This window comes from Sorangium sp. So ce1036 (assembly GCF_051369805.1).
Classification (GTDB): domain Bacteria; phylum Myxococcota_A; class Polyangia; order Polyangiales; family Polyangiaceae; genus Sorangium; species Sorangium cellulosum_F.
In genome coordinates this window covers 1,612,576-1,637,682 of sequence record NZ_JBBMOX010000001.1, presented here as the reverse complement: position 1 = coordinate 1,637,682, position 25,107 = coordinate 1,612,576, and the positions used below count along the sequence as shown (strand labels likewise).

21 protein-coding genes are annotated in these 25,107 nt (G+C 75.3%); 13 read left to right on the top strand and 8 right to left on the bottom strand.

The features are described from left to right. Window positions 1-26: 26 nt before the first annotated feature. From WMF31_RS06045 to WMF31_RS06015, 7 genes are all read left to right on the top strand, one after another. Entirely contained in the window at window positions 27-1,487 is a 1,461-nt protein-coding gene (locus tag WMF31_RS06045; RefSeq protein WP_436601015.1) for a type VI secretion system Vgr family protein, read from the top strand. Then, on the top strand, window positions 1,484-4,345 hold the full coding sequence (gene tssI, locus WMF31_RS06040; RefSeq protein ID WP_436601014.1) for a type VI secretion system tip protein TssI/VgrG: 2,862 nt from the start codon (window positions 1,484-1,486) through the stop codon (window positions 4,343-4,345). Before WMF31_RS06045 ends, tssI begins: the two co-directional genes overlap by 4 nt. Before the next feature lie 56 nt (window positions 4,346-4,401). After that, on the top strand, window positions 4,402-6,762 hold the full coding sequence (locus tag WMF31_RS06035) for a DUF2169 family type VI secretion system accessory protein (RefSeq protein ID WP_436601013.1): 2,361 nt from the start codon (window positions 4,402-4,404) through the stop codon (window positions 6,760-6,762). After that, on the top strand, window positions 6,759-8,768 hold the full coding sequence (locus WMF31_RS06030) for a pentapeptide repeat-containing protein (protein WP_436601012.1): 2,010 nt from the start codon (window positions 6,759-6,761) through the stop codon (window positions 8,766-8,768). The genes WMF31_RS06035 and WMF31_RS06030 overlap by 4 nt, the downstream gene beginning before the upstream one ends. A gap of 61 nt (window positions 8,769-8,829) precedes the next feature. After that, a complete protein-coding gene (locus WMF31_RS06025; RefSeq protein WP_436601011.1) occupies window positions 8,830-9,594 on the top strand; it encodes a DUF3540 domain-containing protein in 765 nt (254 codons plus the stop codon). A gap of 11 nt (window positions 9,595-9,605) precedes the next feature. After that, on the top strand, window positions 9,606-10,019 hold the full coding sequence (locus WMF31_RS06020) for a DUF4150 domain-containing protein (protein WP_436601010.1): 414 nt from the start codon (window positions 9,606-9,608) through the stop codon (window positions 10,017-10,019). A gap of 33 nt (window positions 10,020-10,052) precedes the next feature. Then, window positions 10,053-10,925 carry a transglutaminase family protein gene (locus tag WMF31_RS06015; RefSeq protein WP_436601009.1) on the top strand — a complete coding sequence of 291 codons (873 nt, stop codon included), beginning with the start codon at window positions 10,053-10,055 and terminating at the stop codon, window positions 10,923-10,925. 580 nt (window positions 10,926-11,505) lie between these two features. Here WMF31_RS06015 and WMF31_RS06010 read toward each other — a convergent pair. The 8 genes from WMF31_RS06010 to WMF31_RS05975 form a co-directional block, all read right to left on the bottom strand. Next, window positions 11,506-12,660, bottom strand: a complete 1,155-nt coding sequence (locus WMF31_RS06010) for a hypothetical protein (RefSeq protein WP_436601008.1) — start codon at window positions 12,658-12,660, stop codon at window positions 11,506-11,508. Further along, the gene (locus WMF31_RS06005) at window positions 12,657-13,190 is read right to left on the bottom strand and encodes a hypothetical protein (RefSeq protein ID WP_436601007.1); all 534 of its coding nucleotides are present in this window, start codon (window positions 13,188-13,190) and stop codon (window positions 12,657-12,659) included. The genes WMF31_RS06010 and WMF31_RS06005 overlap by 4 nt, the downstream gene beginning before the upstream one ends. Window positions 13,191-13,304: 114 nt before the next feature. Then, a complete protein-coding gene (locus WMF31_RS06000; RefSeq protein ID WP_436601006.1) occupies window positions 13,305-13,889 on the bottom strand; it encodes a Uma2 family endonuclease in 585 nt (194 codons plus the stop codon). 100 nt (window positions 13,890-13,989) lie between these two features. Next, entirely contained in the window at window positions 13,990-15,300 is a 1,311-nt protein-coding gene (locus WMF31_RS05995) for a hypothetical protein (protein WP_436601005.1), read from the bottom strand. A 67-nt stretch (window positions 15,301-15,367) separates the two neighbouring features. Beyond that, window positions 15,368-16,285 (bottom strand): hypothetical protein, encoded by a 918-nt coding sequence (locus WMF31_RS05990; RefSeq protein ID WP_436601004.1) that lies wholly within the window; start codon window positions 16,283-16,285, stop codon window positions 15,368-15,370. Continuing rightward, window positions 16,282-17,277 (bottom strand): hypothetical protein, encoded by a 996-nt coding sequence (locus tag WMF31_RS05985; RefSeq protein WP_436601003.1) that lies wholly within the window; start codon window positions 17,275-17,277, stop codon window positions 16,282-16,284. Before WMF31_RS05985 ends, WMF31_RS05990 begins: the two co-directional genes overlap by 4 nt. Further along, complete coding sequence (locus tag WMF31_RS05980; protein WP_436601002.1) at window positions 17,252-18,061, bottom strand: ParA family protein; 810 nt, start codon at window positions 18,059-18,061, stop codon at window positions 17,252-17,254. Before WMF31_RS05980 ends, WMF31_RS05985 begins: the two co-directional genes overlap by 26 nt. A gap of 112 nt (window positions 18,062-18,173) precedes the next feature. Beyond that, window positions 18,174-18,590, bottom strand: coding sequence for a hypothetical protein (locus tag WMF31_RS05975; protein WP_129352853.1), 417 nt, complete (start codon window positions 18,588-18,590; stop codon window positions 18,174-18,176). Between the two features lie 354 nt (window positions 18,591-18,944). On the opposite strand from WMF31_RS05975, the gene WMF31_RS05970 reads away from it, so the two are divergent. The 6 genes from WMF31_RS05970 to WMF31_RS05945 all read left to right on the top strand — a co-directional run bounded on the left by WMF31_RS05970 (window position 18,945) and on the right by WMF31_RS05945 (window position 25,096). Continuing rightward, on the top strand, window positions 18,945-21,554 hold the full coding sequence (locus WMF31_RS05970; protein WP_436601001.1) for a TonB family protein: 2,610 nt from the start codon (window positions 18,945-18,947) through the stop codon (window positions 21,552-21,554). Further along, window positions 21,551-22,393: a hypothetical protein gene (locus WMF31_RS05965; RefSeq protein ID WP_436601000.1), complete on the top strand. Its 843-nt coding sequence runs from the start codon at window positions 21,551-21,553 to the stop codon at window positions 22,391-22,393. Before WMF31_RS05970 ends, WMF31_RS05965 begins: the two co-directional genes overlap by 4 nt. Next, the gene (locus WMF31_RS05960; protein ID WP_436600999.1) at window positions 22,390-22,893 is read left to right on the top strand and encodes a hypothetical protein; all 504 of its coding nucleotides are present in this window, start codon (window positions 22,390-22,392) and stop codon (window positions 22,891-22,893) included. The genes WMF31_RS05965 and WMF31_RS05960 overlap by 4 nt, the downstream gene beginning before the upstream one ends. A gap of 117 nt (window positions 22,894-23,010) precedes the next feature. Then, entirely contained in the window at window positions 23,011-23,946 is a 936-nt protein-coding gene (locus WMF31_RS05955; RefSeq protein WP_436600998.1) for a hypothetical protein, read from the top strand. A 281-nt stretch (window positions 23,947-24,227) separates the two neighbouring features. Then, window positions 24,228-24,545: a hypothetical protein gene (locus tag WMF31_RS05950; protein ID WP_436600997.1), complete on the top strand. Its 318-nt coding sequence runs from the start codon at window positions 24,228-24,230 to the stop codon at window positions 24,543-24,545. Continuing rightward, on the top strand, window positions 24,542-25,096 hold the full coding sequence (locus WMF31_RS05945) for a type II toxin-antitoxin system VapC family toxin (protein WP_436600996.1): 555 nt from the start codon (window positions 24,542-24,544) through the stop codon (window positions 25,094-25,096). Before WMF31_RS05950 ends, WMF31_RS05945 begins: the two co-directional genes overlap by 4 nt. Window positions 25,097-25,107 lie beyond the last annotated feature (11 nt).

Below are 25,107 nucleotides of genomic sequence, written 5' to 3'. Positions count from 1 at the left end.
CGACCTGTCGTGACGCGGAGAACGCAATGAAAGAGGCCTCCGGGACACTGAACGTCCACATCGAGTCGGCGCGAGGATCGTGGGACCACGTGAAGGTCCGCGAGCTCTCCGGGCGAGAGGTGATCTCGCAGCTCTTCTCGTTCGATCTCGACGTCGTGCTCGACGAGGGCCGCGAGCTCCCGCCCGACGCCGCGCCCGGCGCCGAGGTCAGCCTGGTGTTCGAGGCCGACGGCGAGGAGATCCGCCGCATCTCGGGCATGCTCGGCCCGATCCGCGACCGCCTCGAGCCGCTCGCCGAGCGCGCCACCTGCCGCCTGCGCCTCGTGCCGCGCGCGTACCGGCTGACCCTCGTCGAGACGCAGGAGATCTTCATGGATTGCAGCGTTCCGGACATCATCCGGAGCAAGCTCGAGCGGCACAACTTCGGCGCGGAAGATGTCGAGCTCCGTCTCCTCGAGAGCTATCCCGAGCGCGAGTTCGTCGTGCAGTACGGCGAGAGCGATCTCGCGTTCATCAGCCGGCTCGCCGAGCACGACGGCATCGGCTTCTTCTTCGAGCACGAGGGCGGCCGCGACAGGCTGATCTTCACCGATCACCCCGCCGGCTTCCGCCCCGCCGCAGGGGCGGCGACAGTACCCTTTCGCCCCCGCGGCGAGGCCGCCGACATCTTCGCCCTCGAGGTGACGACCGACCTGATCCCCACGAGCTACGTCGTGCAGGACTACAACTACCGCGCTCCGCAGCTCGATATGACGGCGTATGTCGGCCTGAGCTCGGGCGACGGCGGCGGCGTCGTCGAGTACGGCAGCCACGTCAAGACACCGGAGGAGGCCCGGAGGATCGCGCAGATCCGGGCCGAGGAGCGGCTCTCGCGGCAGCGCGTGTTCGAGGGCAGGGCCGGCCGCGCGGCGCTGTCCGCCGGGCGGCGCGTCACCGTGATCGACCACCCGCGCCTCCCGGCGCCCGAGGAGCTGCTCCTCGTCGAGGTGGAGCACCAGGCGCGCTTCCCCGCGTTCATGGACGACGGCGCGCAGAGCCCGTTTTACAGGAACACCTTCCGCGCGATCCCGGCGCGCATCGCCTACCGGCCGCCGCGCCGGACCCCCAGGCCGCGCATCTCCGGCGTGGTCACGGGGATCGTGCAGCCGGGGCCGGGGGGGAAGACGAACGGCATCCCCCAGCTCGACGCCGAGGGGCGCTACACGGTCCAGCTCCACTTCGACACGGCGCAGCCGGGCGAGCAGAAGGCCTCGCGCCCGGTGAGGATGGCGCAGCCGTTCGGCGGCCTGGGGCACGGGATGCACTTCCCGCTGCGCCCGGGCACCGAGGTCGTCGTGGCGTTCGCCAACGGCGACCCGGACCGCCCGGTGATCCTCGGGGCCATGTTCCACCCGCTCGCGCCGTCGCCCGTGACGGCGCGCAACGCCAACCAGAGCCGCATCACCACGGCCTCCGGCACCATGCTCGAGATCTCGGAGAAGCGATGAGCAAGCCTTTGATGGAGACCGGAGACCGGCCCTCGCCGTCCGCTTCAACCTCGGTCGGAGACCGGCCTTCGCCGTCCGCTTCAACCGCGGTGGGGGCGCCGTCCCCTCCGAGGATCCACTTCCGCTCCGAGGCCGCCCCGGCCGGCGCGTTCGCGGTGCTGGGGCTCCGCGGCGAGGAGGCCCTGTCGCGCCCGTATCGCTTCGAGATCGACCTCGCCTCGGCCGATCCCGCGCTGCCGCTCGACGACCTCGCGGGCGCGGCCGGCGTGCTCGAGCTCGGAGGCCGCGTGATCCCGGGGATCGTCGCCGAGGTGGAGCAGGGCGGCGCGCTCGGCGACGGCCGGTACGCCTACCGGGTGGCGCTCGTGCCGCGCCTCGCGCTGCTCGGCCTCGCGAGGCAGACCCGGATGTACCAGCGGCTCAGCGTGCCCGATCTCGTGGAGGCGGTGATCGCCGGGAGCGGGGCCGCGATCGAGGTGGAGCGGCGGCTCGAGCGGACCTACCCGCCGCGCGAGCACGCCGTGCAGTACCAGGAGAGCGCGCTCGACTTCGTCTCCAGGCAGCTCGAGCAGGCGGGCATCAGCTACTTCATCGAGCCGCGCGACGGCGTGGAGCGGCTCGTCCTCTGCGACCACCCGGGCGGCTTCGGGGCCGGGATCGAGGCCACCATGGGCGAGGCGGAGGCCGCCCAGGTACACGCGCTGCGCTGCCGGCGCCGGGTGGCGCCGCGCGCGCTCGTGCTGATCGACCACAACGAGCGCACGCCGGAGGTGCCGCTCCAGGCCGAGGCCGAGGTCGACGCGCGCGGCTTCGGCGTGCGCGTCGACGCCGACGACCCGTTCGCGACGCCCGAGGAGGGCGCCGCGCTCGTCGCCGTGCGCGCCGAGGAGCTGCGCTGCCGCGCGACGGTGTACGACGGCGCGATCGGCGCGCCGCTCGCCGCGGGCGCGCGCCTCGCGCTCTCCGGCCACTTCCGGGCCGACTGGAACCGCGATTACCTGGTGACCCGCGCCGTGCACCGCGCCGAGGCCGGGGACGGGCCGCGCTACGCCTGCGCGTTCGAGGCCGTCCCGGCCTCGGTGCGCTACCGCCCGCCGCGCGAGACGCCGAGGCCGCGCCTGCAGGGCGCGATGGTCGCCCGCGTCGACGCGCGCGGCCCGGAGGGCACCGCCGCGGTCGACGCCGAGGGGCGCTACCGCGTGGTGATGCCGTTCGACCTGAGCGGCGCGGCCGAGGGGCAGGCGTCGGTGCCGATGCGCGTGGCCACCCCCTACGGCGGCGCCGACGAGGGCATGCACTTCACGCTGCGCAAGGGCGCCGAGGTGCTGTGGACCGGCGTCGGCGGGGACCCCGAGCGGCCCGTGATCACCGGCGTCGTGCCCAACGCGAGGAGCCGCGCGCTCACGAGCGCCGACGAGGGGCGCGGCCGCATCCGGATGCCGAACGGGGCCATGGTCGAGATGGGCGGCGGCTTCGGGCGCGCGCGGGCCGCGGCGGCCGCGGCGGGCGTCCCCGCGGCGGCCGCGGCGAGCGGCGCGGAGGGCGTCCCCGCGGCGGCCGCGGCGGCCGCGGAGGGCGTCCCCGCGGCGGGCGGCGCGGGGGGCGCGCTGCCGCTGGAGCAGCAGCTCGGCACGGAGACGAGCACGACGACCGCGAGCGCCGAGGCGGAGGACTGGATCCGCATCGCGGTCCCGCACGGCGACGGGAAGTACAGCTACCTGCGCTACGGCGAGCGGGCCACGGCGGCGGCCGGCTCGTTCATCGAGTCCGCGCGGCTCGATCCGGCGGACGGGTTCGGCGACGGCGGCTGGACGTGGTCGAGCCTCGACGACGGCTACGACAGCAGCTCGGACGCGAGCGACAAGGGCACCGCCGCGCACTTCGGCTGGGCCGCGAGCGACGGGGTCTACGATCACACCGACGGCAACCGCACGGTCGTGACCCAGGGCGACTACCAGTCGGTCACCACGGGCAACCGCACCGACGTCGTCCTCGGCAACTACCGGCTCGTCGTCCCGAACCGGACGCTCGGCGTCTACGACGCGGACTTCTACTCGATGACGTTCAGCAACGACTGGCAGGGCTGGCGGAAGACCGAGCGCAGCCACGTCTCGTCGGTCAACCTCACGTACGGCGACAGCTCGAGCTTCTTCACCGGCATCAACTTCGGGATGAGCCTCGGCGGGAGCTACAGCGTCGCGGCGGGCGTGAACGGCAACGTCTTCCTCGGGCTCAACACCGGGATCACGGCCGGGATGACCTGCAACATCGCGTACGGCCCGGTGCTCGAGTTCGGCAGCACGAAGAAGCTCACCACGGCCGACGAGCAGGACATCAAGGCGCGCTCCAAGGTGCACCTCCGCGTGCGGCGCACCGACAAGCCCACGGTCGACGCCGCGAAGCCGTGGGCCGCCGCGGTGGCCGCCGGCGCCGCGGGCGCGGTGTTCGGCGCGGGCGGCGCGGCCGCCGGCAAGCACGACCTCGACCTGGGCGGCGGGCTCACGGGCATGACGTGGGGCATCGCGACGCTCGGGGCGCTCGTCGGGTCGTACCTGGTCCACAAGCTCGCCCACGCGAACCCGCTGAACGACGCCGAGCTGATCATCGAGCCGACGGAGATCCTGCTGCGCTGCGGCGGGCCGGCCGGCGCCACCCTCAAGATCACGCCCACCGCCATCGAGCTCGCCTGCGGCCCCACCAGCCTCACGCTCGACGCGACGGGCGTGAATGCCAAGGCGGGGATCTCCGAGATGGAGCTGAACGGCACCAACGCATCCATCCTGAAATTCGGCGCCGGCCAGGTCCAGGTCGACCAGTTCGGGGTCGCCGTCCAAGGGCAGCAGTTTCACTGGCTCTAGGAGGAGCCCGCGCGGCGGGCGAGAGCGCGGCGAGGCGCGCGTCGAGAGCTGTCCTCATGAAGATCGTCAACCCCACCCCCACCACGTTCGCGGCGGTGCCCTGGCAGCTCCGGCCACCGCAATGGGCCCTGTGCCTCATCGCGAAGGGCACCTATCGCCTCGTGCCCGGCGCGCCTGCGATCCCCGCCGACGCGCCGGAGCCGCCGCTCGGCGACGTCCACGAGGGGGACGACCCGCGCGGCGCCCTCCGCCACGCGTCCGACTTCGCGCCGTTCAAGCCGAGGGCGGATCTCCTGCTGACCGGCAAGGCCCACGCCCCCGGCCGCCGGCTCGTCACCTCCCTGCCGGTGAGCTTCGCCGTCGGCAAGACCTCGCTCGCGCTCCAGGTGACCGGCGACCGGTACTGGGCCGACCCGGCCACGGGCCAGCGCACCGCTCCGCAGCCGTTCGTCGAGATGCCGCTCGGCTATGGCCGCGCCTTCGGCGGCCCGGGCTTCGCGGCCAACCCGGTGGGGCGCGGCGTCTTCGATCCGGGCGAGCGCGACGTGCGGCGGCGGCCGCTGCCGAACATCGAGGATCCGCGCGCGCCGGTCGACTCGCCCGCGGCGCGGCCGCCGCCCGCGGGCTTCGGGCCGCTCGCCGCCTCCTGGGCGCTGCGCGCCGGCAAGCTCGGCACCTACGACGCGCGCTGGCTGAAGCAGCGCTGGCCGTTCTTCCCCGAGGACCTCGACTGGAGCTACTTCAACGCGGCCGCGCCGGCGCTCCAGGCCGAGCACCTGCGCGGCGACGAGGAGATCGTCTGCCACAACCTGCACCGCGAGCGGCGCGAGTACCGCGCCAGGCTCCCCGGCGTCCGGATCCGCTGCTTCCTCGACGAGCTCGCGGGCGGCGCGGACCGCTTCCGCGAGGTGCCGATGCACCTCGACACGGCCCACGTCGACCTGGAAGCCGAGCGGCTGATCCTCGTGTGGCGCGGCCACGCGCCCGTCTCCGCCGAGGACCACCCCGAGGTGCGGCACGTGCTCGTCGCGAGCGAGCCGCTCGGCGAGGGCCGCCTCGCCGCCGCGCATTACCGCGAGCGGCTCGCGCTCGCGCTGCTCGGGGAGCGCCCCGCGGCCGCGGACGCGAGGGCGCCCGCCGCGGCGGGGCCGGCCGCGGCGCCGCCCGGCAACGACAACGACGGGGCGCCGCCCCTCTCCGGCGTCGACGACGCCGATCTCCTCGCGCAGATCCGCGCGGCGCTCGAGAAGGGCCGCGCCCCCGCGGCGGTCGTCTCGTCCCTCGGCACGCCCGAGGGCGACGCGGCGCTCGAGGCGTGGCTGGGCGAGCTCGGCGGAGATCCGGCGCGGCTCGACGAGATCCAGCGGAAGACCCGCGCGCAGATGGAGGAGGCGCTCGAGGCGCAGGGCCACGACCCGGCGCAGCTCGACGCGCTCGACCGCGAGGACGGGGCGCAGGGCCGGGCCGCCGAGGGGCCCGCGGCGCCGTGGACGCGCGAGCGCGTGGAGCTCTGCCTGTCCATCCAGGAGAGCATGGCGGGCGCCGACCTCTCGGGGCTCGACCTGTCGGGGCTCGACCTCGGCGAGGCGCGCCTCGCGCGCGCCCTGCTCGTCGGCGCCGACCTGACCGGCGCCCGCCTCGCCGGGGCCGACCTCGAGGGCGCGACGCTCGCGCGCGCCACGATGGCGGGCGCGCGGCTCCCGTCGGCCAGGCTGAGCGACGCGGACCTCTCCAGGGCCGACCTCACCGGCGCCGATCTGGCCGGCGCGGCGCTCGGCGGGGCCCGCCTCGACGGCGCGGCGCTGCGCGGGGCGATCCTGACCGGCGCGGGCGCGGCCGGCGCCTCGTTCCTCGAGGCCGATCTCACCGACGCGCGGCTCGACGGCGCGGAGCTCGCCGGCGCCCGCCTCGCGCGCGCGGCGCTCGACCGGGCCTCCTTCCGCGGCGCGACGCTCGAGGACGCGAGCCTCGAGGGGGCGCACGGCGAGGCCGTCGACCTGCGCGGCGCCGACCTGCGCAAGCTGCGCGCCTCGGAGCGGACCCGCCTGCCGCGCGCCCAGGCCCGCGGCGCCCGCGCGGACGGCGCGCGCTTCCAGCAGGCCGACCTCACCGGCGCCGACCTCGCGCTCACGAGCCTGCGCCGCGCGGATCTCGGCCGCGCGGACCTCGGCGGCGCCGACCTGCGCGGCGCCGACCTCGCGGGCGCGGACCTGACGCGGGCGCGGCTCGCGGGCGCCCGCCTCGAGCGGGCGAACCTGCACGGCGCCCGCCTCGAGGCCGCGGACCTCGACGGCGCCGACCTGCGCGGCGCGGAGCTCCACGAGGCGGCGCTGTGGCAGGCGCGCCTGGAGGGCGCCGACCTGCGCGGCGCGCACCTCTCGTCGACCCTGCTCACCAGCGATCGAGGCGCGACATGACAAGGGTCGCCGCAGCCGCGGGCCTCGCGCGCGACAGGGACGATCTCCTCGGGCGCCTCGACGCCGGGCCGCTCGACCCGCCGATGCTCGTCGGCCTCGATCTGCGCGGCGTCGACCTGTCGGGCCGCGACCTGTCGGGCGTGCTCTTCAACGGCGTCGACCTGAGCGAGGCGCGCCTCGCCGGGGCGAAGCTCGACGGCGCCGTCTTCCTGGCCGTCACGCTGCGCGGCGCCGACCTGTCGGGCGCGCGCCTCGCCGGCGCCGCGCTCGCGCGCCACACGCAGCTCACCCGGGACGCCGCGGCCGCGATCGCCCCGCTCGAGGCCGATCGCGATCTCGGCCCGGAGGCCGTCGAGGCGCTGCGCGCCGCGGGGTACGCGGGGTACGAGGCCCGGGCGACGTCGCTCGCCGGCGCCTCGCTGCGCGGCGCGGATCTGTCGCGCGCGCGGCTCGAGGGCGTCGATCTCCGGGGCGCCGACCTCTCCGGGGCCGCGCTGGCCGGCGCCGGGCTCGCGGAGTGCGCCCTCGACGGCGCCCGGCTCGACGGCGCCGCGCTCGTCGAGGTCGAGCTCGACCGCTGCACGCTCGCGGGGGCGAGCCTCGTCGACGCGGAGATCGCGGCGGTGACGCTGATCGGGGTCGAGCTCGCCGCGCTCGACCTGTCGCGCGCGCGCCTCGTCCGCGGGCTGCGCGCCCCGAACCAGGACCTCCGCGGCGCGGCGCTCCCGCGCGATCTCGCGGGCGGCGATCTCACGGGCGCGAACCTCGCCGGCTTCGACCTGTCCGGCTTCGACCTGCGCGGCTGCAAGCTCGACGCCGCCGATCTCGACGGCGCGGCGCTCGCGTCCGCGGCGCTCGACGGCGCGTCGCTGCGCGGCGCCTCGCTGCGCGGCGCGCGCCTGCACGGCGCCGCGCTGCGCGGGGCCGACCTCGAGGGCGCGGCGCTCGAGCGCGCGAGCCTCGGCGGCGCCCGGCTGGACGGCGCCGTCCTCGAGGGGGCCGAGCTCACCGGCGCGGACCTGTCGCGCTGCGATCTCTCCCGGGCGCGCCTCGGCGGCGCCCGCCTGCGCGGCGCGCTGCTCGCGGACGCCGCGCTGCGCGGGGCCGGGCTCGCCGGCGCGGATCTCGCCGAGGCGTCGTTGCAGGGCGCCTCGCTCGAGGCGGCGGATCTCCGCGGCGCGAGCCTCCCGGGCGCGCGCCTCCCCGGCGCCGACCTCACCGGCGCGGACCTCTCGCGCGCACGCCTCGCGGGCGCCGATCTCTCCGGGGCGCGCGTCGCGGGCGCCCGGCTCCGCGGCGCCGACCTGACCCGCGCCGTCCTGCGCGGCGCGACGCTCGATCGCGCGCAGCTCGCGGGCGCGATCCTCGCCGGCGCGGACCTCTCCCGGGCCTCGCTCGAGCGCACCTCGCTGCGCGGGCTCGACCTCGGGGGCGTGCGGCTCGCGGGCGCGCGGCTCGCGAGGAGCTCGCTCGTCGAGGCGAAGCTCGCCGCGATGGATCTCTCGGGCGCGGAGCTCCGCGACTGCGACCTGTCGCGCGCGGAGCTCCGGGGCGCGAAGCTCGACGGGGCCGACCTGACGCAGGCGAGCCTCGCCGGCGCGGATCTGACCGGCGCCTCGCTCGGATCGGCGCGCCTCGGGGTCGCGAACCTGACCGGCGCGTGCCTGGAGGGGGCGCGGCTCGCGGGCGCGGATCTCTCCCGGGCGTGCCTCGACGGCGCCGTCCTCGCGCGCGCGGAGCTCCACGGGGCGCGGCTGGACGAGGCCGTGCTGCGCAAGGCGGATCTGCGCGGCGCGCGGCTCCGCGACGCCTCGCTCGTGCACGCGGACCTGTCGCACGCCGACCTGTCGGGCGCCGACCTGTCGGGCGCCGACTGCCGCGGCGCGGACCTGCACCGCGCCGCGACCGCGCGCGCGCGCTGGGACGGCGCGCGGCGCGAGGGCGCCCGCGAGACGGATCCGGAGCGCGCCCGCGCCGAGGACTGGCGCCCGCCCACGTCGCTGTGAACGGCCGGCGATCATGAACGGCCCACGACCCCTGCGAAGCCCCGACCCGAGGACCCCCGCCATGCCCACCGCCGCGCAACCTGCCCTCCCCGTCGACCCCCCGCCCGCCGAGGCGGCGCGCCCCGCGGCGCGCCGCGACGCCCCCCCGCCGCCCGCGAGCCCCGCGGCGCGCCGCGACGACCCCGGGCCCGAGGAGCGCCCGCTGCGCATCGTGGCGCGCGCGGGCGCGTCGGCGTCGATCGTCGAGCGCGACGGCCACGAGGTCGTCGCGGTGCACGATCCCGCGGGCCGGCTGCTCTTCGAGTACGACGCGGCGACCGGGCGGGGCAGCCTCGTCGCCGCGGGCGGCCTGTCGCTCGCGGCGCCCGGGGGCGACATCGAGCTCGTGGCGGGCGGCGCCATCCGCTGCTGGGCGGCCGGCGAGGTCGCGATCGCGAGCCGGAGCGGCGCGAGCCTCGGCGCGCGCGCCGGGGAGCGCGGGGCCACGGTGCGCGTCGCGCCCGGCCGCGTCACCGTGGCCGGGGAGGCGCTCGCCGCGGTCGCCGCGCGGGGCGACGTGCGCATCGACGAGGCGCGCTACGAGGGGCGGGCGCTCACGGCCGTGCTGGAGCGGGCGCACGCCACGGTGGGCAAGCTCGAGTCGATCGCCGGGCGGGTCATCGCGCGCGCGGAGGATCTCTTCCAGGAGGTGCGCGCGCTGCACCAGCTCCGCGCGGGGCGGGTGCGCGCGCTGGTGGAGGACGTGATCGAGCTGCGCGGGCGCGAGGTCGAGGTGAAGGCGCGCGAGGACGTGAGCATCGACGGCGAGCGGATCAACCTGGGCTAGAGGAGGAAGCGATGTTCCCTGTGACCACGACGCAGGCCGGGATGTGCCAGGCCCTGCCGGACACGTGCAAGACCCCGGCGCCGCCGGGCCCGCCGGTGCCGCTGCCGTACCCCAACGTGGCGATGTGCAACCAGGCCACGCCGAGCACCTGCGCCCTGAAGGTGCTGGTGGCCGGCAAGCCGGCGCTCACGAAGCAGAGCGAGATCCCGATGTCGACCGGCGACGAGGCGGGCTCGGCGGGAGGCGTGGTGAGCGGCAAGATCAAGGGCGAGGCGATGTACCGCTCGTTTTCGATGAAGGTGAAGGCCGAGGGCAACCCGGTCGTGTTCCACACCTGCACGGTGGCGCAGAACGGCAAGAGCCCGAACATGCCGCTGGGGGTGCAGGTCGCGCCGTCGCAGGCGAAGGTGCTGGTGAGCGGCTGAGCCGGGGGGCGGCTCCCGGAGCGGGGTGCCCTCGTGGCGGAGCGTCGTTATCGCGTGGTGCATCGCAGCCGGTACGAGCTCGAGGCCGAGGCCGCGGGCGCCGTCGCGTGCAGCCTGGAGGCGCACCTGACCCCGCGCGCCTTGCCGCATCAGTCGCTCGAGTTCCACCAGCTCGTGGTGCGGCCCTCGCCGCGCGCGCGCCGGGTCGACGAGGACGCCTTCGGCAACCGCCGCGCGCGCATCGAGCTCGGCGGCCGCTTCGGCTCGGTCGAGGTGGCGGCGCTCAGCGTGGTGCGCCTGGGCGAGCCTCCGGCGGGCGACGCCGCCGATCTCGGGGGCGACTGGCGGGCGGCGGCGGAGCGCACGGCGGCCGCGGCGGCGGCGGATCCGGCGCTGCGCGCGCTCGTGGAGGGCACGGCGCGCGCCCCGCGGAGCGAGGCCGTGGCCGGGTACGCGCGCGGGTGCTTCCCGGGCGGCCGCCCGCTCGGCGAGGCGCTGGACGGGCTGGTCGCCCGCATCCGGCGGGATTTCACCTACGACCCGGGCGCCACCGCGGCGGACACGGGCCTCGACGCCTTCTGCGCGCTCCGCCGCGGCGTCTGCCAGGACTTCGCGCACCTCGCGATCGCGTGCCTGCGCTCCATGGGTCTCGCGGCGCGCTATGCGAGCGGCTACGCGGCCGGCGCCGGGTCCGCGCCGGCGCGCGCCTCGCACGCGTGGGCGTCGGTGTGGTTGCCGTCGGGCCGCTGGCACGATCTCGACCCGACGCCGGGGCGCGCCGGCGCGTCAGGTCACATCGTGCTGGGCTACGGGCGCGACTACGACGATGTCGCGCCGATCCGGGGCACGGCCGAGGGCGCGCGCGGCGCCGTGCTGCGGACGGAGATCATGGTGGCGCCGGGGTGAGCGAGCTCCCGGGGCGACCTGGCGATGTGACCGTCGGGCGAGAGAGGCGGCTCGACCTCTCGCCAGCGCTCCGCGATCCGCCGAGGGGCGCCCCCGTCCCCTCGCGAACGCTCCGGATCCCGGCCCGGAGGGTCCCCGACCCCTCTCCCGCGCTCCGCATTGCGCTCCGGAGGGGTCCGGACCCCCCTTTTGGCACAAAGGAAGGCGCTCTCGCGGGGTCCATGGCACGGATCTGCGCAATGTAGACCGTGTTTTGGCACAACCTTGCCACTCTGAGGCGCTCCGCGGAGCGTCTCAGGGTGCTCTGGCACGCGGTGTGTCGCAATGCATTGCGGTTGAGCCAGTGCCAGAGCCCCCCGAGATGGCACAGATCAAGGCCCTCGCGGCACACTCCGTGGCGCGGGTCGACCCGGAACGGGCAGCGCCCCCGGGCCTCGCGGCGTACGCGCGGGCGCCGGAGGGCGCGGATGGGGGAGACCGGGACGGGGTTCGCCGGGGCCCGGAGCGGCAGCGCCGCCGCCCTCCGCTCAGCTTCATGAGCGAGCCGGCGTCGGAGCGGACGTTGAACTGCCAGGCGTGGTCACCCAGGGGGCTCCTCGGCTGCGTCCTCGAGCAGAATCACGTCATCCGCCCATTCCTCGGCCTCACCGTCCTCGGTGACGTCGTGGCGTCCGATGACACGAACGGGCCGATTCAGCTTTGGACCGATGGTGTCATCATGTTCACCTTTCGCAATGCGCAGCCGAGCAGCCGAACCGTTCTCCTGCTCAATGACGATCGTCGGCTCCCGCCCCCGCAGGTTCACGCTCTTGAGCACGCCCTCGAAACGGATCGGCCGAGCGCCGTCGGAGCGCGTGAGCCGCGCCGTTAACACGCTCCTCTGCTCCGGGCCAAGCAACACCGCATGCCGCGCGCTGCGCGACTCGACGTGATCAAGCTCCACGCTGGCGACCTGGGTTCCGTCGCCCGCGAGATCGCGGAATGCGCGCACAAATGCCTTCGTGTAGTCGGCGTCCTCGCAGACCGAAGCCAATCGATCCTCCGCGGCCGCGGACGCCAGATCCAGGAATGCATTGATGATGTCCCGTGGATGATCCGGCTCACCAGCGGTGACCTGCTGTCCGAGACGCCCCACGAAGAGCCGCAGCCCAAAGCTCGCCGCACGCGCGGGTGCCTCGACCACTTCGAGCGATGCGGCGAACGAGGACGGCCCAGCCCGCCGGAACTTCTTTTTCCGCCTCCACTCCGCCACTCGGTAGAGGACGGGGACGAGGACTTCGCGACGCTCCGCGACGATCGCCGCCGGAGCGAGACCGACACGGACCGCACCGCCCGACAGGCGTGCTTCTAGCCCGGCGAAAGCATCGCGCTTGCCATCGAAGATCGTCTGTAGCTCGCTCGCCCGCCATGCTCGGTCGACCAGCGACTGCAACTCGCGGCGTCCATCGGGCGTGAGCGCCTTCGGGGCAGCGAGGAAGGCGCACCCCGCGCGGGCGGCCTCATCCCACTGCTCGGCGCGCAGCCACAAGGCGACAGCGCTCACGGCCAGGACGGTGCGAACCCGAGGCACATCGGCCGGGATCTCCAGCGCGTTCGCCTCCTCCAGCCGCGCCGCCTCGGCATATTGCGTCAACGCGGCGAGGAGATCGCCGGTGCGCTCGGCTCGCTCCGCGAAGAAAGCGAGCTCTTCACTGCGTCGACGGCGGGGATCGTCAAAGAATTTTTCGATGCTCATGCCCACCCCTCCGAGAGGACCCGAAGATCTTCGAACCGTGCCACAACGGCGAGGCCGGGGCGCTTCCAGTCACCACGACGGCCTTGGGTGGTCTTCTCGGCGAGGCGGGCCTCGGGCTTCTGCGTGTTGATCCTGGAGATCCCCGATACTTCCAGCTTGTAATAGTCGTTCGCCGGCTCGCCCTTTCGGATCATCAGCCAGTCGGTTCCAGAGCCCTGGTGCGTTCGCCCGAGCACCTTGAACCCGAGATGGTCCGCCAGCGCAATGGCCACGGCGTACGCACCGTACTCCGTCGCATCTTTCTCGTTGCCGTGAGACTGGAGCACCTCCGTCGGAGGCGCGTCCCAGAGCACGACGACTTCGATTGGATCCTCCAGGGAGGCCCCCCCTCCATGCTGCCAGCTACCGTGTCCCTGCGGAGGGGTATGAAACTTCCAGAGCATGACCGACGCGGCCTCCGAGCATGTCGTCAGCAGCGCCCGAGTGGCAGAGCTGAACGCAGACAGGTCTCGCAGATCGAGCACGATCATCGCTGTTTCTCCATCCAAAACTTCAGCTGCCGCGGCGTCTTCGCTTGGCTCCGGCATGCTGGCCCGTGCAGCTGATCGAGCACGTCCAAGTCGCTCGCCGCGTCGGCCACCCGCTCAGCTCGCCTCTTCCTCGTCGAAGACCCCCCGGTACACCTCGTCGAGCGGGAGGCTGCACCCCACCGACGCGAGCTCCGCGACCCCGCTCTCCCGCACGTCCAGGAGCGTCCAGGTGCCGTCCTCGTTCCGGCGCAGGACCTCCACACGCCGCCTCGAGTACGACACGAGCACGTACTCGCGCAGCGTCGGGATGGCCTGGTAGTGAGCGAACTTCTCGCCGCGGTCGTAGGCCTCGGTGCCCGCCGACAGCACTTCCACGAGCACGACAGGGTTCAGGAGGCTGTCCTCGTCCTCCGCGTCGCGCTCCAGCGGCCCGCACACGACGCTGACGTCCGGGTACGTCGCGAGCCCCGTCGCCTGGACACGCACCCGCACGTCGGAGTTGTACACGCGGCAGCGCCGGCCGACGAGCTGACCGCGGAGCACGCTGGCCACGTTGACCGCGAGGAGCCCGTGCTCCGGCGTGCCGCCGGCCATCACGAAGATCTCGCCGTTCACGTACTCGTGCTTCCCCTCGCTCGTCCGCTCGCGGGCGAGGTACTCGGCGAAGGTGAACGTCAACTTCCGCGCGGGCTCGGCCATGCTCAACCTCTTCTCGTAGGCTACTGCGCTGTTGCCCGCGGAGCGAGCCGCTCCTCCGGCAGGCCTGGAATGCCGATGCAACCGGGGGCCGCCGCCCCCCTCACCACCGGTCCTCGACCGCCTCCACCCGCACCTCGCACGCGTCGTCCCCCCGGAGCGGCGACCTCGTCTCCTCCACCCGGAACCGCGGCCCGCTCTTGAACAGCCCCTCGTACGTGTCCGCGTCGATCGGCCGCTCGGCCCCGAAATCCACCCGGTGCAGGAGCTGCATGATCGCGAGCGCCGTCCCCTGCTGGAACAGGAGCCGGCTCCGCGTCGTGGGCCCGTGCTTCATCGCGTAATACGCGCTCTCGTGCGTCACCGGCGCCCGCAGCACCAGCGCCCGGCCCGGCCGGAAGTCCGGCGCGGTGAACGCCCCCCAGCCGAGCGCCCGGCAGAGCCCCAGGAGCTGCTCCAGGCGCTCGCGCTGATCCTTGCCCACCGGGCCGCACGCCGCCTCGAACGACGGCGACCCGAGCAGCCCCCCGAGCAGGTGGAACGCGCCCGTCTGCGCCGCCTCCCGCACGAGCGCCTCGAACACCGGCGAGAGCTCCGGCGAGCGCCGCTCGATGAGGTGCACCGTGTCGAACGTCTTCACGTCGACGTAGCTCACCGGGAGCAGCGCGAGGTTCACGCCGTACGCCGGGATGAGCCCGCGCTCGTCCGACCGGAGCGCCCCGAGCACCCCCAGCATCGCGCTCCCCGTGTGCCGCGCCCGGAGCGCCGCGCCCGCCTCGGGCTCCCAGCTCACCCGCGAGGACGCGACCACGTCGCGCGTCAGGATCGCGCCGAAGCGCGGCCGCTCGGAGCGGCGCGTCAGGAGGAACGTGCAGACCGCGTCGCCCCGCGCGACGCACGTCACCTCGTCGGCCTCGAGCCGGCCCCAGTCCGACGGGAACGCGAGGCTCGCCGCGGCCGCGCAGTAGCCGGCGGCGAACGCGTCGACCGTCATCCGGTTGTGGATCCGCCCGCCGTACTTCGCGAGGAAGCTCGAGCCGTGGAAGAGCGACGCCGCCTGCACCGTGCCGCCCTCCGCGGTCAGCTCGAACCGGAGGCGGCCCTGCCCCATCGCCGCGAACAGCTCGGCCGCCAGCTCGAGCTTCTCCCGCGGCGACGCCCCGGGGTGCTCGGCGTACAGCGGCCCGAGCAGCGCGTGCGCCGCCTCGAACGCCGCCTGCCGGCGCACCCCGCGGCTCTCCCCGCCGAGCGCGTCGAAGATCGTCTGCTCCAGGAAGAGCGCGTAGTGGTGGCAGTGCACGACGACGAGCTGGTCGCCGACGTGGAGCAGGCTGTGCGGCGTGATCGCGCCGAGCAGCCCGTGCAGGGGGCCCTCGATGCGATCGCGGAAGCCGCGCCGGAAGAACGCCCTCACAGGAGCCCCCGCGACGCCGTCCCAGGCGCCCTCCGCGACGCCGTCCCACGCGCCCTCCGCGGCGCCCTCACAGGAGCCTCCGCAGCGCCGCCCGGTCCAGGCCGAGCATGTCCGCCACCGCCGTCTCGATGAGCACCATCGCCTCCGGCCCGAGCTCGTCGGGGTGCTCGAGCGCGAGCGGCGTCAGCCCCGCGCGCAGGGCGAGCCGGAGCCGCGCGACGTGCGGCTCCGGCGCGCGCGCTTCCAGCAGCGCGAGCAGCCGCGCGGTCCGCGCGGCCTCGGGCGACGGCGCCTCGGCGGGGAGCGGCGTCGCGCCCGGCCGCCGCGACGGCGCGTTCGACGGCGCCCGCGGCGGCGGAGGGCGCGCGATGCCCCGCACGAGATCGTCCACCACCTCCGCGCTGAGCGGCTCGTCGAACAGGCCCGGCGGGTCGCTCAGCATCTCCTCGGAGGGCTCCTCGAGCGGCAGCTCCGGCGCGAGCGTCGCCGCGAGCCGCTGCGCCACGAGCCGCGCCATGCCGAGCGGCATCGTGCCGTCGAACAGGCACGCCACGACGCAGGCGCGCACGCGCCGGAGCAGGACGGTCCGGCCGCCCAGCTCGAGCGTGACCAGCGGATCCGGGAGCTCCTCGCCGCGGTCGCGCGATCGCGGCGGCCGGCTCGACGACCGCACGCCGCGGCCCCGGGGGGGCCGCGCCGAGCCGTCGCGCTCCGGGACGAGCCGCTGCGCCGCGAGCTGGCTCCCGAGGTACGCGTCGCGGAGCCCCGCGGCGGCGTCGGCCGGCGAGAGGGCCGCGCCCACGCGGACGAACACGGCGTGGACGCGCGCGTCGGCGAGGTGGAACACGAGGATCGCGTCGAGGCCGCTCACGCCGTAGCCGATGCTGTCGAGCGCGATCGGGGCGAGCGGGTCGTCGTCGTCCGACGCGCCCGCGCCGGCGGTGGGTCCACGGCCGAACGTGGGCTCGCCGTGCTCGGCGCTCACCCGACGACCCCGGCCGCCGCGTCGAGCGCGTGCCGGCACACGATCCGGACGGCGTGGGCCTCGCGCGGCGTGAGCGGGACCGGGCGCATCAGGCCGACGATGTAGACGGCGGCGCTCACCTGGAACCCGACGAGCTGGAAGAACGGACCGTCGCCGACGCAGAGCTCGAAGCGCTGCGACGGCGCGCCGGGGAGCGCCGCCACGAGCGAGCCGATCGCCGACGCGATCAGGCCCGAGGCCGCGAGCCGCGCCTCCGTGTCGCGGATGGCGCCGGCGATCGGGAGCCCGGCCGCGTCGGCCAGGAACACGTCGGTCGCGGAGGTCACCTCCGCGAGCCACTCGATCACCTTGTCGCAGCGGGCCAGGGGCCCCGCGGGCGCCGAGAGGTCCGGGAAGCGCGGCGACGCGCGCCCGGACGCGAGCTCCCGGACGGCGTCGCCGAGGCGCTGCCCGAGCGGCTCGGCGTCCGACGCGACCGGGGACGAGACCGGCGAGGCGAACGCGGACGAGACCGGCGAGGCGAACGAGACCGGCGCGCCGAACGAGGGAGAGCCCGGCGCGCCGAACGACGGCGACGACGCCGGCGCGCCGAGCGCGGGCGACGCGAACAGCGGCGACGACGTCGGCGCGCCGAACGACGGCGACGACGCCGGCGACGGCAGGTCGAGGCGCACGCCGCGCCTGGAGTCGACGTCCTCGGCCGACGGGGGCAGCGCGCTCCGCAGCCCCAGGTCGCCGCCCGCGCCCGGGCTCGACAGCGGCATGAGATCGCTCGAGGGCGCGAGCTCCTCGAACGCCGGCGACAGCGGCGCCGGCGACAGCGGATCCGGCTCCGCCGGCGCGGGCGGGGGGCGCGACGCGAACGACACGAGCGGCGGCGCCGCCGGCGTGACCGACGCCGCCCGCGCCGGCCTCCCCTTCGGCCGCTTCACGAGCGCCGCGGCCGTGGCCACGGCGCCGTCGATGTCAAAGGAGGAGCGGGATCGGGCCATCGTCGTCCTCCGGGCGCGCGGGATCCAGGCGCGCGAGCACGTCGTTCGCGAGCTGATCGAAGACCCGCGCGAGCGGCGGCGGCCGCTTCTGCATGAGCAGGAGCGGCGCGCCGCGGAGCGACGCCTCCAGGAACGCGCCGTCGCGCGGGATGACGGTGTCGAGGATGATCCCGTCGGGGAACCGGGTCCAGAGCGTCTCGGCCACGTCGAGCGACGCGGACGCCTGCCGGTCGAACATCGACAAGAGGAGCCCGAGCAGCGACAGCCGCGGGTTCTCCTCGGCGCGGACGCGATCGATCAGCGCGAGCAGCTGGCCCACCGAGCGGAGCGCCAGCGGCTCGGCCTGCAGCGGCATGAGCACGTGGGTCGCCACCTCGAGCGCCCGCGTCGTGACCTTGCCGAGCCCCGCGGGGCAGTCCGCGACCACGAGATCGAAATCGTCCGCGAGCCGCGAGAGCACGCCGGCGAGCACGGGCCCGCGGACGAGCGCCTCCTCGAAGCCCGCCACGGTCGTGGGATCGACCCGGCCCACCGTGAGCACCTGGAGCTGCGGATCGCGCGTCCGCTGCAGCACCGACTCGACGCGCTCGGCGCCCGTGAGCAGCTCCGCGACGCCCGGCCGCGCGCGGTCGGCGAGGCCGAGCGAGAGCCCGAGGCTGCCCTGCGCGTCGAGCTCGAGGATCAGCACGCGGTGGCCCGCGCGCGCAAGGGCGAGCCCGAGGTTGAGGCAGATCGTGGTCTTTCCCACGCCCCCCTTCTGGCTCGCGACCGCGATGACGTGCATGGACTCCCTGGCGGCGCGCCCGGCGACGGCGCCCGACGCATCCTACCAGGACGGGAGCCCCGGCAGGCGCGGGGAAACTACCAGGACGGGAGCGCCGGGGGGCGCGGGGAGGCTAGAGCAGCGAGATGCGCTTCATCAGCGTGCCGCACAGATCGCTCTGCGGGTTGCGCCCGCGCTCGATCGCGAGGCCGGCCCGGAAGATCTTGTCGGCGCTGTCGAGGTTGCCGAGCACCACGTGGCAGAGCCCGAGGAGCTCGTGATCGCCGGGATCGCCGTGGACCGAGACGAGCTCGGTGAGGGCGGGGACCGCGGCGCGGTGCGCCTCGATCATCGCCTCGGTCGGCGTCGACGGGACGCCCTTGGCGAGGATCATCAGCCGCAGGACCTGCCGCTGATCCTCGGGCCGGTGCTTGAGAAACTCCGGCTTCTGGAAGAGATCGCGGTATCCGCGGTACGCGGCGTCGAGGTTGCCTCCGCGCGCGAGGGTGACGATGGACTTGACCGCCTGGACGAGCGCCTCATTCGGCATGACGAGACGATACACGGGCGCGCGCCGCGCGGGGAGAGCGCCGCTGCGCCTCCCGGAGGCGACGCGCCGCCCACATCCGTCCTGCGCGCCCGGGCGACCGCGTCGCCGCCGAGCCCAGCCGCGCGCGCTTGCGGCACCGCTGTAAGCCGTGGTAGTCGCGCGGGGCCCGTGCGTGGTTCCGGACGAGACTCGAGCCTGCGGACGCCTCGCGAAGGCGGCCGTGGAGGTCCGCCGCGCACGGCGCGGGAGAGGCCGCTCCCCGCGGCGCCGGAGGAGGTGCTGCCCATGACGCCGGAGAGGCCGCTGCCCGCAGCGCCGGAGGGGCCGCGGCCTCGCGCCCGGCGAGGAGCTTCCGTGTCGGCGAGCCGCTGGGCGCTCGTCGGCTGGCTGTCGGCGGGCGCGCTCGCCGCGCCGGCGGCGCGCGCGCAGGCGCCCTCCGACGCGGCCGTGCCGCCGCACGTCCTCGAGCACGTGGACCCGGTGTACCCGGCCGAGCGGCTCGCCGAGGGCGTCGACACGACGGTCACGCTGTTCGTCACGGTCGAGAAGGACGGCACGGTCAGCGACGCGACCGTGGCCGAGTCCGGGGGCGAGGGGTTCGACGAGGCCGCGATCGCGGCCGTGCGGCGGTGGCGCTTCTCGCCGGCGATGCGCGGCGGCGCGCCGGTGCGGGCGCGGATCCGGGTGCCGTTCCACTTCGCGCCGGGCCCGCACGAGCAGCCGCCCGAGCCGGCGCCCCCGCCGGGGGCGGCCGCGCCGGCCGCGCCCGCGGCGGAGCCGGCCAAAGCGCCGCCCGCGGCGCCGGTGGAGTTCGCCGGGGGCGTCGCCGGCCCGCACGCGGTGGCCGAGCCGGGCAAGCCGATCGAGATCCACGTGCAGGGCCGCCCGAACCCGCCGCGGCGCGCGACGAGCGACTTCCGGATCGGCCGCGCGACGCTCGCGGCCGCGCCGCACGCCACCGCCGCGGACCTGCTCGCCACCGCGCCCGGCGTCCACGTCGCGCACCCCGAGGGCGAGGCGGTCGCGCAGCGCATCTTCCTCCGCGGCTTCGACGCCGACCACGGCCAGGACATCGAGCTCCGGGTCGGGCCGATCCCGCTCAACCAGCGCTCGCACGTGCACGGGCAAGGCTACGCGGACCTCGGCGTGATCATCCCGGAGGTGGTGCGGTCGCTCCGCGTCGTCGAGGGGGTCTACGATCCGCAGCAGGGCGACTTCGCGGTCGCGGGCAGCGCGTACTTCGACCTCGGGGTCGAGGAGCGGGGGCTGCTCCTCAAGGGCTCGCTCGGCTCGTTCGGCACCCGGCGGCTGCTCGCGCTCTGGGCGCCGGAAGCGCAGTCGGAGGACACGTTCGGGGCCGCGGTCGTGCGCGCGACCGACGGCTTCGGCGACGGCACGCGCGGGGCCCTGTCGGGCGGCGCCGTCGGCCAGTACCGCGTGCCGCTGCCGGACGAGTTCTCGCTCCTGCTGCACGTCGCGGCCCACGGCAGCCGCGCGAACCTCGCGGGCGTGCTCCGGCGGGACGACATCGAGGCCGGGCGCGTCGGCTTCCACGACGCGTACCGCGATCCGTCGGCCCGCTCGCAGTCGGCCGCGGCGACCCGGCTCCAGATCGCGCTCTCCGCCGAGCGCGCGGACGACGACGGCTCGCAGAAGAGCGGCTGGCTCTGGGCGATGACGTCCGGGTACCGGAGCCGGATGAACTTCACCGGCTACACGCAGCGGTCGCGCGTGCGGCCCGCGTGGGCCGGCCGCGGCGATCTCATCGAGCAGTCGAACCAGGACACGGCGCTCGGCGGGGGCCTCGCCTACCGCACGCCGCGGTTCCAGCTCGCCCCGTGGCTCAGCGGCCAGGTCGCCGTCGGGGCCGAGGTGCAGACCGACGGCATCGAGCAGGCGCAGAACCTCCTGCAGCCGCCGCAGAACGAGACCTGGGACCGCCGGGTCGACGCGTCGATCCGGCAGACCGGGATCGGCGTCCACGGCGACGCGCTGCTCGAGCTGTCGCGCTGGGCGCGCCTGCGCGGCGGCGTCCGCGCCGACGTGCTCGTCTTCGACGTGGACGACCGGCTCGGCAACTTCATCCCGGCGTTCCAGAAGGAGACGCACATCGAGGGGTTCCGGCGCACGGCGGCGGGCGTGGCCGTCGGTCCGCGGGCGACGCTGGAGGTCGATCCGCTGCCCGCGCTGCGCCTGTCGGCCTCGTACGGCCACGGCTACCGCTCGCCGCAGGCGCGGCAGCTCGAGGAGGGGGAGAACGCGCCGTTCGCGACCGTGCGGAGCTACGAGGTCGGCGCGACGCTGCGTCCCGGAGGGGGCCTCCGCGCGACCGCGGCCGCGTACGAGACGCGCCTCTCGTACGACCTCGCGTTCGACGCGACCGAGGGCGGCCTCGCGCGCATCGGCCCGACGACGCGCCGCGGGCTGGTCGTCTACCTGCAGGCGGCGCCGACCCCGGCCCTGACCGCGGCGGTCAGCGCGACGCTGGCCCACGCCACGCTCGACGCGCCGCCCCCGCCGACGCCCGAGAGCCCGACGCCGCCGTACGTCGAGGGGCAGCAGCTCCCGTTCGTGCCGCCCGTGGTGGTGCGCGCCGACCTCGCCGTGAAGCGGCCGCTCGTCACGATCGGCGGCCGGCCGATCGAGGGGCGGCTCGGCTACGGCGCGACGTTCCTGTCGCCGCGGCCGCTGCCCTACGCGCAGAGCGCGGCGCCGCTCCTCGTGATCGACGCGTCGCTCTCGCTCCGGCGGAGCCTGCGCCCGGGCGACGGCCCGGCGGAGGGCGGCCCCTGGATCGAGGTCGGGGTCGAGGCGCACAACCTGCTCGACGCCGAGCACGCCGAGGCCGAGTACTCGTTCGTCTCGAGCTGGCAGACCACCGAGATCCCGTCGGCGCTGCCGGCCCGGCACATCAGCGCGGGGCCGCCGCGCTCGATCCTCGGCCACGTGACGCTCTCGTTATGAACGCGCGCAACGCCCTCCCCGCCCGCAACGGCCACACCGCCCGCGACGGTCACACCGCCCGCAACGGTCACACCGCCCGCAACGGTCACACCGCGCGCGACGGCCGCGCGGCCCGGCGTTGCGCCCTGGCCCTCGCGCTCCTCGCCGTGACCACCGCGGTCGGCTGCGCCGGCACGGGCCAGCCGGAGGTCTCCTACCTCGCCCACGCCGAGGCCGCGCCCGCCGCGGAGATCGCCGCCGGCGCCTGGACGATCGCGCTCGACGAGGCGGAGGTCGCCTTCGGCCCGGTCCAGCTCTGCGCCGCCGCGTCCGGCTCGGCGACGCTCTGCGACACTGCGATCGCCGAGCTGCTGTCGATCGTGCGCGTCGACCTGCTCGATCCCGAGCCGCAGCCGCTCGGCCGGGTCCGGGGCTTCGAGGGCGAGATCCGGAGCGCGTCGTTCGACTACGGCATCCACTGGTTCCTGACCGAGTCGGCGCCGGTCCCGTCGCCCGCGGCCCCGGGCGGCCACTCCCTGCGCCTGCGCGGGCGCGCGACGCGGGGCGCGGAGGCGCTCGATTTCGCGGCCGACGTCGACGCCGTGCCGCAGTTCCAGGGGCTGCGCGCGGTCCCGAGCCTCGCGGTCGCGGCGCGCGTCGGCGCCGAGCCGGTCCGCCTCGCGGTCCGCTTCGACGTGGGCGCGTGGCTCGCCCGCGTCGATTTCGACGCGCTGGCCGAGGCGGCCGCGGGGAACGCGGCCGGCGTCGTCATCGCGCCGGGCTCGCGGGCGCACAACGCGCTGGTGCTCGCCATGACGGCGCAGCGCCCGCCGGAGCTCGTCTGGTCGGTGTCGCCATGAGGGGTCGCCGCCGCGCCGCCGCGCGCGTCGCGGCGCGCAGGCCGCCCGGCCGGCGCGCCCGGGCGGACGGGCGCGCGCGTTGGCTCGCGGCGTTCGCGCTGCTCGCGATGTTCGCGCAGCTGTGCGGCCTGACCCACGCGCTGCTCGTCCGGCACGCCCGCTGCGAGCACGGCGAGCTGGTCCACGTCGGGCTCGCCGCGTACGTGGAGCACGCCGACCACCACGGCGGCCGGGCCGCGCCGGCCGCCGCCGCGGCGCCGGAGCGGGCCGGGCCTGCGCCTTCCGGCGATCGGCTCGCGGCGCGGGACGCGCTGCGCCACCTCGACGACGACCATTGCGACGCGTTCGCGCGGTGTGGCCAGCCCGGCGTGCCCGTGCACCGCGTGGCGGAGGCCACGCTGCTCGAGGTGCTCCCCCGCGCGGCGCTCCGGTCCTCGCCCGAGGTCCGCCCCATCCCTCTCCTGACCCTCGCGCCGAAGAGCTCTCCTCCCGCGGCCTGAACCGCTGAGCCTCGATGGGTGACGCGGGCGCGGGGCGCGCGATCCAGCGCGGGCCGCTGCTCGCCGGGCGCGCCCGTGCGCGCTCGTTCGGACTTCAGACGATTCAGGAGCTTGATCATGCAGAGGACGAGAGAGACAGGGTTCGTGGTGGCGGCCTGCGCGCTCGCGCTGGTCGCGGGGTGCGGCGACGACGGCGGCGCCACGTCCGAGACCGGCACCGTGCAGGTGTTCGTGGAGCCGGAGGACACCATCCCCGAGGGCCTCGAGCCGGGCACGGGCGAGGAGAACATCGCGGACGGGTGGCGGGTCACGTACGAGCGGTTCCTCGTGACGGTGGGCAACGTGCGCGCGGCCCGCTCGGACGCCGAGGAGACGCTCGGGGATCCGTCGGTGTTCGTGCTCGACCTCAAGAACGCCCCGGCCACGAGGTACGTGATCGCGGAGTTCGAGGGCGTGAGCGCGGTGCGGTGGGATCGCTTCGGGTTCGACCTGCCGAACGCGCGGGAGGGGGTGAAGGCGCTGCCGCCGACCACGGACGCCGACGTGGCGCTCATGGTCGAGGGCGGCTACTCGGTGTTCTTCGAGGGCGTCATCGAGAAGGAAGGCGGCGAGTCGTGCCCGCCGCCCGGCGACGCGTGCGTCCCGGCGGAGCGGGTGCGCTTCAGCTGGGGGCTCTCGGCCGGGACGTCGTTCGACGACTGCGCGACCGAGGACGGGCTGACCGGCTTCAACGTGCCCACGAGCGGCACGATCGCGGTGAAGCCGACCATCCACGGGGATCACTGGTTCTTCAACAACATCACCGCGGGCGTGGAGCTCACGAAGCGCCACGCGCAGTACATCGCCGACAGCGATCTCGACCGCGACGGCGAGACGACGATCGAGGAGCTCAAGCGGGTGAACGCGGCCGACGTGTTCGGCGCGGAGTACAACCTCGCCGGCGCGCTGGGCGGCCCGATCGAGACGGCGTACGACTACGTCGTCGCGCAGGCGCGCACGCTCGGCGACTTCCAGGGCGACGGCGAGTGCCCGACGCGCGAGGTGCTGCCGTGAGCCGATGAAGAGGGCTGGTCGCGCCTGCGCGGCACCGGCGCCGCGCGGGCGCGGCCGGCGTTGTCTAGATCGGTTGCGGTGCTCGCGCGGACGAGCGTGAGCCGAGGAGCACGGGCTCGGCTGGGCGAGAGCACGGCGCGGGAACGGGTCGGCCGCGAGGCGGTCCCGATGGCTCACGAGAGAGGCGAGGAGAGCGTCGCAATGCTCGCTCCCCGGAGGGGCCGCCCATCCCTATTCTTCGAGCGGGCTTCCGCCGGGCGTCGTGGCACACTCAAGGCACCATGCAGGCAGCGGCCAAGATCCAGGGTACGATCCCGATGGATCGTCGCATCGAGCTCAGGCTCCCGGAAGACCTGCCCGTGGGTCCGGCCGAGGTGATCATCCTCGTCCCGCTGCCGAACGCACCGGCGGACAGGCTGGCTGCCGAGGAAGCCCTGCTGGACGCGGGGGCCGAGACGGCACTCGAGCAAGATGGCCGCTTCCGCGCGGACGGCGAGCTCGTCGGCTTCCAGGCGGAGCTCGGGAGCGAGCTCCAGGACGAGCTCGACCACCGACGCGATCGCGAGCAGCGGATCGACAAGCTCGGCCAAGGGCTATGATGAAGGTCGCGTTGGGCACGTCCGTGCTGGTCGCAGCCCTCGTGGGCGCACATCGCCACCACGCACGGGCACGATGCTGGCTTCTGGCGATGGAGACCGGGCAGTTGCAAGGGACAGCCAGCTGGCACGCGATGAGCGAGACGTGGTCGGTGTTGACCCGGCTTCCGGTGACACCGAAAATTGCACCGCACGCCGCGTGGGCAGCCGTTCGGCGCCTCCGCACGATGCTGGACCTGGTGCCGCCCACAGAGCATATCTACCGTGCAGCGCTGGCCAGATGCACGGCACGTCAGCTCACTTCGGGTGTGGTGTTCGACGCCCTCCATGTCGTGACCGCCGAGGAAGTGCGCGCAGACGCCCTGCTCACCTTCAATCACGCGGAGTTTGCTCGGCTCGTCGACAAGGAGCGCCCGAGGATCGTCGTTCCTCCAGATCCCCCCCGCGGTGGTCCTTTGATGGCGCACCGCCGACCGCCGAGCGGATCCGAAGCCTTCGACAGCGCATGCGCCGAGGCGAGGGGGGCCAAGGCCGACCGTCGCGCGGATCGCTGAAGGCCAGCCCC